Source organism: Microbacterium sp. NPDC055357 (assembly GCF_053644835.1).
Window position 1 is genome coordinate 339,715 of sequence record NZ_JBSHLZ010000002.1, and the last position, 14,218, is coordinate 353,932.

Genomic DNA, 14,218 nt, shown 5'->3' on the forward strand with positions numbered 1-14,218 from the left:
CGGTGATCGAGCAGCCCACCTCAGCAACCCACCCGGTGATCGAGCAGCCCACCTCAGCAACCCACCCGGTGATCGAGTAGCCCACCTCAGCAACCCACCCGGTGATCGAGTAGCCCGCGCAGCGGGCGTATCGAGATCTAGTCCTTGAACCGAGGGAAGGCCGAGCGACCCGCGAAGACCGCGGCGTCGCCGAGGTCTTCCTCGATGCGCAGAAGCTGATTGTATTTCGCGACGCGCTCGCTGCGGGCGGGCGCGCCGGTCTTGATCTGACCGCAGTTGACGGCGACCGCGAGGTCGGCGATCGTCGTGTCCTCGGTCTCGCCCGAGCGATGCGACAGCATCGAGCGGTAGCCGTTCTGCGTCGCGAGGGCGACGGCGTCGAGCGTCTCGGACAGCGTGCCGATCTGGTTCACCTTGACCAGGAGGGCGTTTCCGACACCGAGGTCGATTCCCCGCTGCAGCCGCTCGGGGTTCGTCACGAACAGGTCGTCGCCGACGAGCTGCACTTTCGAGCCGAGCTTGTCGGTGAGCGCCTTCCAGGCATCCCAGTCGTCTTCGGCGAGGGCATCCTCGATCGTGACGATCGGGTAGTTCGCGACGAGGTCGGCGAAGTAGTCGGTGAGCTTCTCGGCCGACCACGGCTGTCCCTCGACGGTGTAGACGCCGTCGTTGAAGAACTCCGTGGCGGCGACGTCCAGGCCCACGGCGATGTCGGTGCCGGGCGTGTAGCCGGCCTTCTCGATCGCGCGCATGAGGAAGTCCAGCCCCTCGCGGTTGCTCGGCAGGTCGGGAGCGAAGCCGCCCTCGTCGCCGAGTCCCGTCGCGAAACCCGCCGCCTTCAGCTCGCCCTTGAGGACGTGGTAGACCTCGGTGCCCCACCGCAGCGATTCGCCGTAGGTCTCGGCGCCGATCGGCGCGAGGAAGAACTCCTGGAAGTCAATCCCGTTGTCGGCGTGCTCGCCGCCGTTGATGACGTTGAACAGCGGCACCGGCAGGACGTGCGCGTTGGGACCGCCGAGGTAGCGGAACAGCGGCAGGTCGGCGGCGTCGGCGGCCGCCTTCGCGACGGCGAGCGAGACGCCCAGGATCGCGTTGGCGCCGGCACGGGACTTGTTCTCGGTGCCGTCGGTCTCGATGAGGATCTCATCGACGATGCGCTGCTCGCTCGCCTCGACTCCTTCGAGGGCGGGTCCGAGCTCGTCGATGACGGCGGCGACGGCCTTCTGGACGCCCTTTCCGCCGTAACGGTTCGCGTCGCCGTCGCGCAGCTCGTACGCCTCGAATGCGCCCGTCGATGCGCCGGAAGGGACCGCCGCACGCTGGACGGTGCCGTCATCGAGCAGCACCTCCACTTCGACGGTCGGGTTGCCGCGCGAATCCAGGATCTCGCGCGCGCCTACAGCCTCGATCAGTGCCACAGGGGACTCCTTAGGTCGTGGAGGTGGGGATCGGCGGAGCGTCGTCGGTCCGTCGGTGCGAGTCTAGTGATCGGATGCCGCTCCCCGAAGGGCGGCCCCGCTGAGCGGCCCCTGAGCCTGCCGAAAGGTCGCGATGCGCCGGTCTCGCTCCCCGCCGCTAAACGACCAGTGCGATGGCGACCCCGTCCCAGCCCTTCGCGTCGAGCGTCTGGATCGCCGTCGCGTCGAAGCGGGGATCGCGGCCGAGCATCTCGATGCCGCGCTGCACTCCGATGATCTGAGGGTCCTCGGTCGCGGGGTTGGCGACCTCGCCCGAGCGCACCGTGTTGTCGACGATGACGATCGTGCCGGACCGACCCAGCCGCGCCGCCCAGTCGAGATAGATGGTGTTCGACTCCTTGTCGGCGTCGATGAAGACGAGGTCGAACGGTTCGCCGCCCTCGAGCGTCGGCAGCACGTCGGCTCCGCGCCCCAGCCTGATCTCGACGCGGTCGCCCACCCCGGCGCGATCGAGGTTCCGGCGTGCGACCTCGGCGATGCGCGGCTCGGCCTCGATCGTGACGACGCGACCGTCGTCGGGGAGCGCCCGCGCGAGCCAGATCGTCGAATAGGCACCCAGGGTGCCGATCTCGAGCACGCGGCGCGCGTTGGACATGCGCGCGAGGAGGTGCAGCAGCTTGCCGTTGACCGGGGCGACCTCGATCGACGGCAGGTCCGCCGCGTTCTGCTCGGCGACGGCGCTTTCCAGGCCGGGATCGTGCCCGATGAGCGTGTCGGTCAGGTAGGCGTCGACGCGGCGCCAGGACTGCGGGTCGGGAAGGGGTTCGCTCACCCGTCCAGACTCACCGGGCACCCGGCATCCGTCAACCCGTGAACGCGAACGGATCGATGACGGGCACGCCGGCACCCACGAAGTCGTCGGTGCTGCGCGTCGCGACGGGATGCTGCCGCGGTAGCCGCGTTCGAGTTCATCGATCCACGATCCGATGCGGCCCGCTCGCGCGTGCGGCCATCGTGTTCAGGAGCGCGGCGCCGGTTGCTGCATCGTCGACCGTGACGACGAAGGTGCGTCCGTTCGACCTCGTGACCTCGATGCACGACCCCGTTCGCAGCACGACGCCGAATCGGCGGTCGGGCGACCAGCGCATGCCCCAGCCGCCGAACTCGGCCATGGGGTTCACGTGCGACGCCGTCGCCGCCGTGACGTCGCTCGCGGCGATCCGGAACCGAGGGACCCCGAGGGCCGAGCGCACGGTGAGCCCGGACGCGTCCACGACGACGTGGAAGACCGTGTTGGACGCGGCGAGGAGCGCGATCAGTGCGCCGAGCCCGAGAACGATCCAGGCCGGCCCCGACTCCCCCGCGAGGATCATCCCGATCCCGATCGCGACGAGCAGCACGACTCCGCCGGCGAGCACGAGGACTCCCCCGCGCGACATCACGGCCGTGCGGATCCAGACCGCCTGCGCGTTGTCGGCGAGCGGCAGCGGGTCGGCCGTCGCGACGCGGGGGCGCGGCATCCCCGCCGGCAGCGCTGCCCGGGCGATCGCGCCGCCGATGACTCCGGCCACGGCGCCGGCGAGCATGCTCAGCCAGATCGCCGGGGCATCCGTCGCGTTCTCGATGCCCACCTGCGTGAGCACCGTCGAGGTCATCATCACGACGATGAAGGCCGTCGTGCCGAGCGACACACCGCCGATGAAGCGGTAGGAGCCGCCGCGCTGGCCCCAGCGCGGATCGACGCGGCTCTGCATCAGCGCGGACCCCACGACGATGAGCGGTAACAGGATTCCGATCACCGCCGTCATGGCGAGGGCCAGCCAGGCGGGTGCGTACCCGTCGGCCTGCCCGTCCAGCCCCCAGTGGATCGCGATCCGCGCGGGAAGGCGCGGCAGGCAGATCGCCTGGATGATGACGCCGACGACGGCGAGCACGATGGGCGCGATCAGTCCGACGGCACGCAGGCGGGCGGAGACGGGACCGGTCATGGGGTCTTCCTGTCGTCGGAGCGCGCGGCATCGCCCACGCGCGCGGTCTCGCGCACGAGCGCGGCGAGGCTGTCGGGAGACAGCCCGAGTTCGGCTGCCCGACCCACGAGCGCCACGATCTCGGCGTGCAGACCCGACAGGGCGCCCACGGCGGGTGTCGCAACCGCGCCGCGACCGCGCCGCAGTTCGATCAGGCCCTCGTCGCGCAACTGCTGGTAGGCGCGCAGCACGGTGTGCACGTTGATGTCGAGCGCGCCGGCCACATCGCGCGCCGAGGGAAGGCGGTCCCCTGCCCGGATGCGCCCGGCCGCAGCGTCAGCGCGCACCGAATCCGCGACCTGCCCGAACAGCGGCACGTCGCTCTCGGCGTCGATGGTGATGAGCATGCACTTACTCTAGTTCATATAGAACAATAGACCTTTCTCACCTGTTCGGGTTGTGCCTCATGCACAAGCGATGTGCGCGCCCCGAGCCCGCACGCCACGATGATCGGATGCGCATCACGCCCCGTCGCCTCGCCATCGGCATGAGTCTGTGGATCCCGAACCTCTTCAGCGGAATCCGGGTGCGGCGATTCTCAGACGACTGGACGAGCGCGACCGTGGAACTGCACGTCAACCTCGTCACCCGCAACTACGTCAAGACGGCATTCGGCGGATCGATGTCGGCGATGACGGATCCGTACTTCTTCATGCTCGTCATGCATCAGCTCGGCCGTGACTACGTCGTGTGGGACACGCGCGGCGAGATCGAGTTCGTCAAGCCGGGCCGCGGTGTCCTGACGGCTCACTTCCACGTTCCGGTCGAGAAGGCCGACGATCTCCGCGACCGCGCGCGCGGCGGCGCGAAGGTGCTCGAGTGGTTCGAGACCGACATCGTCGACGCCGAGGGCGACGTCGTCGCACACGTGAGGCGCGAGGTCTACGTCCGCGAGAAGCGGCGGGTCACGGAGCGGGCGAACTGAGCCGACTGTGCGCCCTGATTCTCACGTGTCGTGCTCGATGACCCCGGCGTCCTGCCGGTGATCGTCGGGGTCTCCCGGCGGGAACACCGCCACCTCGGGCCTGCTGCGCAGGAACAGGGCGCTGACGACCGTGCCGCCCCACACGATGATGATCGATAGGACGAGGAACGTGATGGCGAGGGGGGTCATCGGGACGCCTTCCGCTGAGCCGACGGGGTGACGGGTGCCGGCGGGAATGCCGGCCAGGGCTCGAAGTCGTCGGGCGAGCGCTTCCAGCGAAGCAGCGGCAGGATGATGGCGCCGACCACGATGACGACGATCGTGCCCCACCCGAAGGCCAGCAGGTACCACTCGGGCAAGCCCCCGTACCCCTCGGTGACGAGCACGATGATGCGCTGCACGAGCATGTAGCCGAGCACGATGGGCCCGAGGACGCCGATCAGGAAGACCCACCAGCCGCCGACGCGGAAGGTCGACAGGGCGTTGAGGTGGTAGCGCAGCTCGGGGCCCTTGCGGGCGACCCACACGACGAGGATCGTGAGGAACACCGCCGACGCGACGATCCCGATGTTGTTCGCCCACTGGTCGACCGTGTCGAGCGCGAGCAGGCCCGTCGTGGTCGAGAAGATGAGGATCGACAGTGCCGCCGACACGACGCCCACGCCGATCGATGCCGTGCGCCGCGTCCATCCGAACTTCTCCTGCACGGCCGCCGAGACGACCTGCAGGATCGATACGAGCGATGTGAACCCCGCGAGCGTCAGCGAACCGAAGAACAGGCACCCGAAAATGGGGCCGCCGGGCATCTGGGACACGATGGCGGGGAACGTGATGAACGACAGCCCGACACCCGTGAGGCCTTCGAGTTCACCGACCGCGATGCCCTGCTGGAAGGCGAAGAAGCCGAGCGTGGCGAAGACGCCGATGCCGGCGAGGATCTCGAACGACGAGTTCGAGAACGCGACGACCAGACCCGGCGTCGTGAGGTTCGACTTGCGGCGGCGATACGACGCGTAGGTCACCATGATGCCGAACGCGATCGACAGAGAGAAGAAGATCTGACTGTATGCCGCGATCCACACGTTCGGGTTCGCCAGCGCCTCCCAATCGGGCGTGAAGAGGGCGTTGAGGCCCTCGGCGGCGCCGTCGAGGAAGAGCGCGCGCACGACGAGCACCGTGAAGGCGATGACGAGCACGGGCAGCGCGATCATGTTGGTGCGCTGCACGCCCTTCGCGACACCGGCCGCCATCACGACGATCGCGACGACCCAGACGATCGCGAGCGGGATGAGCACGCCGGGAACGAAGTCGAGGCTGAAGCCCGGTTCGGCGACCTGCAGATAGTCGTTCATGAGGAACCCGCCCGGATCGTCGCCCCAGCGCAGATCGAACGAGAAGACGAAGAAGCTCAGGGCCCACGCGATGACGGCCGTGTAGTAGAGGGCGATGACGAACGCGATCATCACCTGGAACCAGCCGAGGGCCTCGAAGAAGCCCTTGCCGCGGCGGGCGAGCCGACGGAAGGCGGTCGGCGAGGCCCCGCGGAAACGGTGGCCGATCGCGTAGTCGAGGAACAGGATCGGGATGCCGGCGGTCAGCAGCGCGATGATGTACGGGATGAGGAAGGCGCCGCCGCCGTTCTCGTACGCCACTCCCGGGAACCGCCAGATGTTGCCCAGACCGACCGCCGAACCGATCGCGGCGATGATGAATCCGACCTGTCCGGTCCATTGCTCACGAGGCTTCTCGACGCTCGCTCCGTTGCGTGAATCGGATACGGCCACAGGTAACTCCCTTGTCAGTGTGACTGCCAGTGTGTCTGCCGGTGCCGCAGCATCGGCCACTCCGGTCCCCGGCACGCTACCAGTCCGGCGCAAGCGCGCGCGACTGGCGCGGCGGGCCCGGCTCAGCCCAGCGGCTTGATGTCGAGTTCGGCGCGCGTCGCGCCGGCCGCGACGGTCGCGAAAGCCGTGTAACCGTCGGATGCCGCGCGCTCGAGCAGCGCCTTGAGGTTCTTGGTGCGCTGCTCCAGGCGCACGCGCGAGCCCTCGGCGATGAGTGCGGCCTTGATCGCGATGAGCTCGTCCGGTGCCGCATCGCGGTCGTGCACGAGCACGATCGCCGAGGCTGCGGCATCCGCGCGCTCCTGCACGAGGTCGACGATGCGCTCGAAGCCGATCGAGAAGCCGACGGCGGGCGCGTCCTGGCCGAGGAAACGGCCGATCATGCCGTCGTAGCGGCCGCCGCCGCCCAGCGAGTAGCTGACCGAGGGGTGGGCGAGCTCGAAGATCGTGCCCGTGTAGTACCCCATGCCGCGCACGAGGAAGGGATCGAACACGAGCGGGATGTCGCCGGCCGCGGCCGCTGAGCCTGTCGCCCCTGAGCTTGTCGCCCCTGAGCCTGTCGCCCCTGAGCCTGTCGCCCCTGAGCTTGTCGCCCCTGAGCTTGTCGCCCCTGAGCTTGTCGCCCCTGAGCTTGTCGAAGGGCGTGCCGCCACGACGGCCGCGCCGATGCCGACGAGGTGCGCGACGATGTCGTCGGGGGCCCCCTCGGGCAGCAGCTTTCGGATCTGTCGCTCGCCGTACGGGTTGTATTCCAGCGTCATGGGTCGGGTGAGGAACGACTCGAGGCCGTCGACCGCGTCCGGTGTCGCGCCTCGTTCACGCAGCTCGCTCACGACGCCGGACGGCCCGATCTTGTCGAGCTTGTCGATCGTGATGAGCACGCCGGGCCGCTCGTCGGGGGCGAAGCCGAAGCGGTCCAGCATCCAGTCGAGGATCCGGCGGTCGTTGATGCGCACCGTTCCGCCCTCGAGACCGAGGGCGTCGAGCGTGTCGAGGGTCGCGACGACGAGTTCGGCTTCGGCCCGCGCCGACGCGTCGCCGATGATGTCGATGTCGCACTGCATGAACTGGCGGTAGCGCCCCTTCTGCGGGCGCTCGGCACGCCACACCGGCGCGATCTGGATCGCCCGGAACACGGTCGGCAACTCGCCGCGGTGGCTGGCGTAGAACCGCGCGAGCGGGACGGTCAGGTCGTACCGCAGCCCGAGGTCGGTCAGAGCCGCGGGGTCGTCTGCGGCGGCACGGATCGCCTCGGCGTCGAGACCGCGTTTGAGAACGTTGTAGGCGAGCTTCTCGTTGTCACCGCCGATGCCCGCGTGCAGGCGCGCGTACTCCTCCATGACGGGGGTCTCGATCTCGTCGAACCCGTGCGCACGGTAGCGCTCGCGGATGACGGCGAGCACACGCTCGCGACGGGCCTTGTCGGCGGGGAGGAAGTCGCGCATGCCGCGCGGCGGATTGACGGATGCCACGGGGTCATTCTTCCAGGTCCACCGCGTGCACAACGTCAGGACCACCGCGTGCACAACGTCAGGACCACCGCGTGCACAACTCCTCATGGATTTCGCGGGGCGGCGTTCTCGACGTGCATCCAGCGGTTCGGTGAGGAGTTATGCACGCTCCGCGTCGCGGATGTCGCGCTCGAGGCGGCGCACCCGCACGCGCAGCGCGCGCTCGGCGTCCCACCCGTTCGCGCGGGCGGCGACGACGAGCCCGAGCAGCGCGTCGCCGAGCTCCGCCTCGGTCGTCGGCCCTTCCGCGAGCTCAGGGACCGGGGGCAGTCCGGGCGCCTCGGCCGTCGACCCTTCGGCACGCTCAGGGACCGGGGGCAGTCCCGGGTCAGGGACTGGGGGCGCGGCGGGGTCTGGTCGCTGAGCGTGTCGAAGCGTCGTCGCCTTGCCCAGGAGCTTCTGCGCGAGCGCGAGGGAGGGCATCCGGTCGCTGACGCCGTCGAGGACGCTCGTGCGCTCGTTCTTCTCGGCCGCTTTCGCGGCGTTCCAGTGCATGAGCACCTCATCGGAGGTCCGCGCGACGGCGTCGGCGAAGACATGCGGATGCCGCCTCACCATCTTGTCGGTGAGCCCCCGGGCGACGTCGTCGATGTCGAACGGCTCGACGGCGTCGCGCGAGGCGATCTCGGCGTGGAACAGCACTTGCCAGAGCAGGTCGCCGAGCTCTTCGCGCAGCTCGGCGGGCGTGCCGTCCTCGACCGCATCGATGACTTCGGCGCTCTCCTCGACGAGGTACGGCACGAGGTCGCGATGATCGATCTGCTGCGTCCACACACAGCGATCCCGCACGGCGCGCATCGTCTCAGCCGCGGCACGGAGGGCATCGGGCTGCGCGCGCGGGTCGGGTGCGGCATCCGTCACGCGATCTGGCCCTTCGTCTCCTCCTGCGGCGGCAGCTCCTCGTCACGGGTCTCCGGCGAGGTGCGGCGATAGTGCAGCGCGCGCTGTGCGACGAGCGCCGCCGCCAGCACGATCGAGATCACCGATCCTGCGAGCACGCCGAGGGTCGCCTCGTCGCGCACGAGCGGGCTGTCCGCGAAAGCGAGCTCGGACAGCAGCAGCGAGACGGTGAAGCCGATCCCGCCCAGCGCGCCGGCGGCCACGAGGTCCATGAGTGCGAGATGGGGGGCCTTGCCCCGGTTGCCGATCCGCAGCGAGATCCACCCGGCGAGCGTGATGCCGAGAATCTTGCCCACGGGCAACGCCAAGAGGATGCCCCAGAACGCCGGTGAGAGCTGAGCGGGCGACACCATCGGGATCACCACGAGTGCGGCCGAGAAGGCGAACAGCGGCAGGACGAGCCCGTTGACGAGCGGTTCGAGGGCGTGCCGCGTGCGCAGCGCCGGCGGCTGCGCCATGACCAGACCGAGCGCCACACCGGCGATCGTCGCGTGGACACCCGAGAAGTAGACGAGCAGCCACGTCGCGATGCCGAGCACGATCAAGGCGCCGATGATGAGACCGTCCGCGCGCGAGCCGAGCATGCGGCTCAGCACGGCGAAAATCGCAACGGCGACCACGGCGAGCGCGAGCAGGCCGACGTTGACGTCGTTCGTGAAGAGCACGGCGATGAAGACGATCCCGACGATGTCGTCGAGGATCGCCAGCGCGAGCAGGAAGATCCGGATGCCACTGGGCAGCCCCTTGCCGAAAACGGCGAGCACGCCCAGGGCGAAGGCGATGTCGGTCGCGGTGGGGATCGGCCACCCGCCGGCGGCGTCGGACCCGCCGGCGAAGAGCAGGAACACCCCGATCGGCACCAGGACTCCCCCCGCAGCCGCGATCGCCGGCTGCAGGGCCTTACGCGCGGAGTTGAGCTCGCCCGCTGTCAGCTCGTACTGCAGCTCGATCGCGACGACGAAGAAGAAGATCGCGAGGAGGCCGTCCTGCACCCAGTGGCCGACGGACATCTCGAAGACGCCCGGGATGCCGAGGTACGTGCCTTTGATCTCGGCGATGGCGGGACCGATCGGCGAATTGGCCAGGACCAGGCCGAGGATGGCAGCGGCCAGCAGGATGACGGCGGGGAATCGTGCGGAGCGCAGCAGGGACATGGGCCTCTTTCGGGTGAGTCGGCAGGGTACGGCAGCACCGTGCCGACCAGACTTCCCGGCTCACCGCCGCCCAGTGTACCGAGCCTTCCGAGACCGCCGCGGCGGATCAGTCCACGCGCGTGTCGTGCGCGTGGCGGGCGAGGCTCTGGCCGTAGCGCTCGGTGAGCTGCACCATGAGATCGGGGGTCTCGGCGTCGAGTCCGAAGACGTAGCCGGGGAAGTCGAGTTCGCGCTGCGCCGCCCAGATCTCCTCGTGCCGCTCGGGAGGCAGGATCCGGGCGGGCTCACCGACGGCGACCCAGCCGATCGGCACGACCGACTCGGGCGGCAGGGTCGTCCGCAGGTGCACGACCGCATTGATGCGGATGTCGCTGCGCGCGCCGATCCGGGCGCCGTTGAAGATGCGGGTCCCCGTCGCGAGGAACACCTCGTCCTCGATCGTCGCGCCCGACACGCTCGCCATCGGCCCGACGAGCACATGGTCGCCGATGTGCACCGGGTTCGTCGCGGTCGCGCGTACGAGCGCGTTCTCCATGACGATGACGTCATGCCCGAGCGTGACGGGACCGCCCTCCGACGTGATGACCGCTCCGTGCAGCACTTGGCACTCGGCGCCGATCTCGACGTCGCCGCTGATGACGGCGGTCGGTGCGATGACCGCCGTGGGGTGGATGCGGGGCCCGACCCCGAGATGCTCGAACCTCATCGTTCCTCCTCGGTCGGCGCTCAGCGTAGCGCGCTCTCGTGCGCGTGGCATCCGCTCATGAGTCGCGCGCGTTAGGCTGAGGTCTCCCGTCCGTGCCGATGCGCGTCACCCGCGCACCCCCGGGCAGCCACGCATAATCCGCGTCGCACCCGGCAGCCCACGAACCCGTGGGTGGGGATCGCCGGTTCCGGGTGCCCATCGCTCCGGCCAGAAAGTGCTCTCCGTGACCGAAACGCTCGCCGCTCTTCCGCCCGCCGTCACCGAGGTGTTCGACACGGTTCAGGCACGCAACCCCCACGAACCCGAGTTCCTCCAGGCCGTGCATGAGGTGCTGGAGTCGATCGGCCCCGTGCTCGAGGAGCATCCCGAGTTCGTCGATGGCGGCATCGTGGAACGGCTCGTCGAGCCCGAGCGGCAGATCCTGTTCCGCGTGCCATGGGTCGATGACGGCGGGCGTCTGCGCGTCAACCGCGGGTTCCGTGTGCAGTTCTCGTCGGTGCTCGGTCCGTACAAGGGCGGCCTGCGCTTCCACCCATCCGTGAACCTGTCGATCGTGAAGTTCCTCGGCTTCGAGCAGGTCTTCAAGAACGCGCTCACGGGGCAGGGCATCGGTGGTGCCAAGGGCGGCAGCGACTTCGACCCGCACGGCCGCTCCGACGCCGAGGTCATGCGCTTCTGCCAGTCCTTCATGAACGAGCTGTACCGCCACCTCGGCGAGCACACCGACGTCCCTGCCGGTGACATCGGCGTCGGGGCGCGCGAGATCGGCTACCTGTTCGGCCAGTACCGCAGGATCACGAACCGCCACGAGTCGGGCATGTTCACCGGCAAAGGCGTGCAGTGGGGCGGTGCCGAGGTCCGCACCGAGGCGACCGGTTTCGGCGCGGTCTTCTTCGCGCAGGAGATGCTGGGTGTGCGCGGTCAGTCCCTCGCGGGGCTGCGCGTCGGCGTCTCCGGCTCGGGCAACGTCGCGATCTACGCGATCAAGAAGGCGTGGCAGCTGGGCGCGACTCCGGTCACGGCTTCGGACTCGTCAGGCTACGTCGTCGATGACGCCGGCATCGACGTCGAGCTGCTGCGCCAGGTGAAAGAGACCGAGCGTGCGCGCATCGGCGAGTACGCCGCTCGTCGACCGTCGGCACGTTTCGTCGAGGGGGCCCGCCCGTGGGAGGTGCCCGTCGACATCGCGATCCCGTCGGCGACGCAGAACGAGCTCGAAGAGCAGGATGCCCGCGCCCTCATCGGCAACGGCGTGCGCGCGGTCGCCGAGGGTGCGAACATGCCCTCGACACCCGGTGCCATCGCCGCGTTCCAGTCCTCCGACGTGATGTTCGCGCCGGGCAAGGCCGCCAACGCGGGCGGCGTGGCGACGTCGGCGCTCGAGATGAGCCAGAACGCCTCTCGGCAGCGGTGGAGCTTCGACGACAGCGAATCGCGCCTGCGCTCGATCATGAAGGACGTCCACGACTCCGCCTTCGACGCCGCCGCGCGGTACGGCCGCCCCGGTGACTACGTCGTGGGCGCGAACTCGGCGGCCTTCGAGCGCGTCGCGCACGCGATGCTCGCGCAGGGCGTCATCTGACGCTTCTCCGCGCGGGTTTCGCGGCGGTTCGCAGGAAGCCCAGCCGGTGTGAGCGCTCGCATCCGCGGGTGAAACGGCTCCTGTCAGAGGTGGTGCTGCGGAACGCACGCCTCTGCACCTTCGGGGATTCGTGGCCGGGTGACGACGAGGACCTTCGGAGGCGTCGGGCTGATCGTCTGCGCCGTCCCCGAGATGCTGCAGACCGGCCTGCTCGGCACGCCGGGCGCCGTCGTGGGGTGCCGCCCGGTGCCGGTCCGCGGACGTCGACGTGTTCTGGTCGGCGCGAGACGCGCATTTCTTTTCCTTTTTTCTTCGCGCCCCCCTTCCATTACTCGAAGATATGTACTACACTGGAGCCAGTTCTCGCGCACGTGCCCATCTCGCGCTTGACCGTCCACTCTCTGTGTTTGGAGCGCTCATGGGGCACGACCTGTCGACCGACACCGGCTGGACGACCGCGCTCGATGACCTCGTATCCGACATGCTCACCACCCGTCGGCAGATCGCAGCACTCGAGGCGCGGCAAGAGCAGCTGCTCTCCGACGCGGTGGACCTCTCCCTCGCTCGCGTCGCGCAGGGCAGAGCAGCCGGCCGCCGCATGTCGCGCAGCGACCTGGCCGTTCGCGAAGTCGCGGCCGAGCTGGGCGCGGCGATGCGGGTGACGGATCGAACCGTGCAGTCCCGGATGGGGGATGCCGCGACACTCACGAGTCGCTTCGCCGCCACCTTCGCCGCGTGGCAGGCAGGGCGCATCGACGCGGGACATGTCCGAGTGATCCTCGACGCCGGCTCTCCCATCGCCGATGCCGACACTCGTGCCCGATACGAAGAGACGGTGATCGCGGTGGCGGAAGCCGAAGCGCCGGGCCGACTGCGCGCGATGGCGCGGGCGGTCGCCGCCCAGCTCGACCCGGATGCGACTGTCGAGCGGCGGCGCCGGGCCGTCGCGGACAGGTGCGTTCGGCTCATCGACCTCGACGACGGTGTCGCGCGGATCATCTCGGACCAGCCGGCAGCGCTCGCCTACGCGATCCGCGACCGGCTGACCGAGATGGCCCGCGCCATCGTGAACGACAACGCCGCGGCCGATAGCGGGCCCCGCTCGCTCGAGGCGCGCGACAGCGACGGCCACGACGAGACGGGATCCGTCGTCGTCACGGAACCCGTCGTCGTTACGGAACCCGTCGTCGTCACCGGCCCGTCCGACGGTACGCTCGCCGACGCGGGCGACAGTACGCTCGCCGGCCCATCCGACGGCACGCTCGCCGGCGCCGGCGCGGACGCGGGCGCGAGGATCGCGGGATCCGGCAACGCGCACGCCGCATCGACCGACAGCGACGCCGACGGTGCGGCGTGGACCGGCGACGAGCACGGTGCGGCATCCGAACCCCGCGACTCCCGGACGATGGACCAGATTCGCGCCGACCTCTTCGCCGACCTGCTTCTGGCCGGCGCGCCGGCTGCACATGGCGAGGGTGACGCGCTCGCCGCGATCACGGGGCACGTCCAGGTCACCGTCCCCGCGCTCACCGCCGCGGGCTCCGGCGCCGAGCCCTACCTCTTGGCCGGGTACGGTCCCATCGATCCCGACACCGCTCTCCGTCTGGCGGGCCACGCGAAGGGGTGGGACCGCGTCCTCACTCATCCGCATACCGGTGCCGTGCTCGCCGTCGACCGGTACCGGCCCGACAAGAAGCTCCGCCGACACTTGCGGGCGCGCGACGAGCGCTGTCGGGCTCCCGGGTGTCGGCGCCCGGCGATCCGCGCCGACGTCGACCACACGAAGGACGCCGCGAAGGGCGGGGCGACCTGCGAGACCAACCTCGGTCACTTCTGCAGGCGCCATCACACGCTCAAACACCACACGGCGTGGCGCGTCGAGCAAGGACCGGGCGGGGTCCTCGAGTGGTACTCCCCCACGGGCCGTCGCTACCAGGACCGACCACCGTCGACGGTCAGATTCGTCCCGACGGACTGGCTGGCGATCGCCACCACGAGCACGGACGAGGGCGGACCGCCCGCGCCCTTCTGAGCCGGCACCCGGCCCCTCGGCAACACCCGCCCCCTCGGCGGCACGCGCGAATCGGCATCCCCCGCCGCCTCGGCAGCACCCGCCGCCTCGGCAGCACCCGCTCCCTCTGCGGCACTCGC

The 14,218-nt window shown here is 69.7% G+C and carries 13 protein-coding genes; 3 read left to right on the plus strand and 10 right to left on the minus strand.

What is annotated here, in order from left to right; all coding sequences use genetic code 11:
* Nucleotides 1-137 precede the first annotated feature (137 nt).
* The 4 genes from eno to ACWICD_RS04870 form a co-directional block, all read right to left on the minus strand.
* Nucleotides 138-1,418, minus strand: a complete 1,281-nt coding sequence (eno, locus tag ACWICD_RS04855) for a phosphopyruvate hydratase (protein ID WP_376127119.1) — start codon at nt 1,416-1,418, stop codon at nt 138-140.
* 157 nt (nt 1,419-1,575) lie between these two features.
* Nucleotides 1,576-2,250 carry an O-methyltransferase gene (locus ACWICD_RS04860; RefSeq protein ID WP_454139443.1) on the minus strand — a complete coding sequence of 225 codons (675 nt, stop codon included), beginning with the start codon at nt 2,248-2,250 and terminating at the stop codon, nt 1,576-1,578.
* A 136-nt stretch (nt 2,251-2,386) separates the two neighbouring features.
* Nucleotides 2,387-3,406 (minus strand): DUF1648 domain-containing protein, encoded by a 1,020-nt coding sequence (locus tag ACWICD_RS04865; protein WP_454139444.1) that lies wholly within the window; start codon nt 3,404-3,406, stop codon nt 2,387-2,389.
* Nucleotides 3,403-3,792, minus strand: a complete 390-nt coding sequence (locus tag ACWICD_RS04870) for a GntR family transcriptional regulator (protein ID WP_454139445.1) — start codon at nt 3,790-3,792, stop codon at nt 3,403-3,405. Before ACWICD_RS04870 ends, ACWICD_RS04865 begins: the two co-directional genes overlap by 4 nt.
* Nucleotides 3,793-3,899: 107 nt before the next feature.
* Between ACWICD_RS04870 and ACWICD_RS04875 the strand changes: the two genes are divergently transcribed.
* Entirely contained in the window at nt 3,900-4,370 is a 471-nt protein-coding gene (locus tag ACWICD_RS04875; RefSeq protein WP_454139446.1) for a PaaI family thioesterase, read from the plus strand.
* 21 nt (nt 4,371-4,391) lie between these two features.
* Here ACWICD_RS04875 and ACWICD_RS04880 read toward each other — a convergent pair whose 3' ends face one another.
* The 6 genes from ACWICD_RS04880 to ACWICD_RS04905 form a co-directional block, all read right to left on the minus strand.
* Complete coding sequence (locus tag ACWICD_RS04880; protein WP_454139447.1) at nt 4,392-4,559, minus strand: methionine/alanine import family NSS transporter small subunit; 168 nt, start codon at nt 4,557-4,559, stop codon at nt 4,392-4,394.
* Nucleotides 4,556-6,154 carry a sodium-dependent transporter gene (locus ACWICD_RS04885; RefSeq protein WP_376127107.1) on the minus strand — a complete coding sequence of 533 codons (1,599 nt, stop codon included), beginning with the start codon at nt 6,152-6,154 and terminating at the stop codon, nt 4,556-4,558. Before ACWICD_RS04885 ends, ACWICD_RS04880 begins: the two co-directional genes overlap by 4 nt.
* 122 nt (nt 6,155-6,276) lie before the next feature.
* Nucleotides 6,277-7,659: a histidine--tRNA ligase gene (locus tag ACWICD_RS04890; protein ID WP_454139518.1), complete on the minus strand. Its 1,383-nt coding sequence runs from the start codon at nt 7,657-7,659 to the stop codon at nt 6,277-6,279.
* Nucleotides 7,660-7,824: 165 nt separating this feature from the next.
* Entirely contained in the window at nt 7,825-8,586 is a 762-nt protein-coding gene (locus ACWICD_RS04895) for a MazG nucleotide pyrophosphohydrolase domain-containing protein (RefSeq protein ID WP_376127106.1), read from the minus strand.
* Nucleotides 8,583-9,779 (minus strand): Na+/H+ antiporter NhaA, encoded by a 1,197-nt coding sequence (locus tag ACWICD_RS04900; protein WP_454139448.1) that lies wholly within the window; start codon nt 9,777-9,779, stop codon nt 8,583-8,585. Before ACWICD_RS04900 ends, ACWICD_RS04895 begins: the two co-directional genes overlap by 4 nt.
* A 106-nt stretch (nt 9,780-9,885) precedes the next feature.
* Nucleotides 9,886-10,485, minus strand: coding sequence for a gamma carbonic anhydrase family protein (locus ACWICD_RS04905; RefSeq protein ID WP_376127102.1), 600 nt, complete (start codon nt 10,483-10,485; stop codon nt 9,886-9,888).
* A 223-nt stretch (nt 10,486-10,708) separates the two neighbouring features.
* Between ACWICD_RS04905 and gdhA the strand changes: the two genes are divergently transcribed.
* Entirely contained in the window at nt 10,709-12,067 is a 1,359-nt protein-coding gene (gene gdhA / locus ACWICD_RS04910; RefSeq protein ID WP_454139449.1) for an NADP-specific glutamate dehydrogenase, read from the plus strand.
* A gap of 418 nt (nt 12,068-12,485) precedes the next feature.
* Nucleotides 12,486-14,099: a DUF222 domain-containing protein gene (locus ACWICD_RS04915; RefSeq protein ID WP_454139451.1), complete on the plus strand. Its 1,614-nt coding sequence runs from the start codon at nt 12,486-12,488 to the stop codon at nt 14,097-14,099.
* Nucleotides 14,100-14,218: the final 119 nt, after the last annotated feature.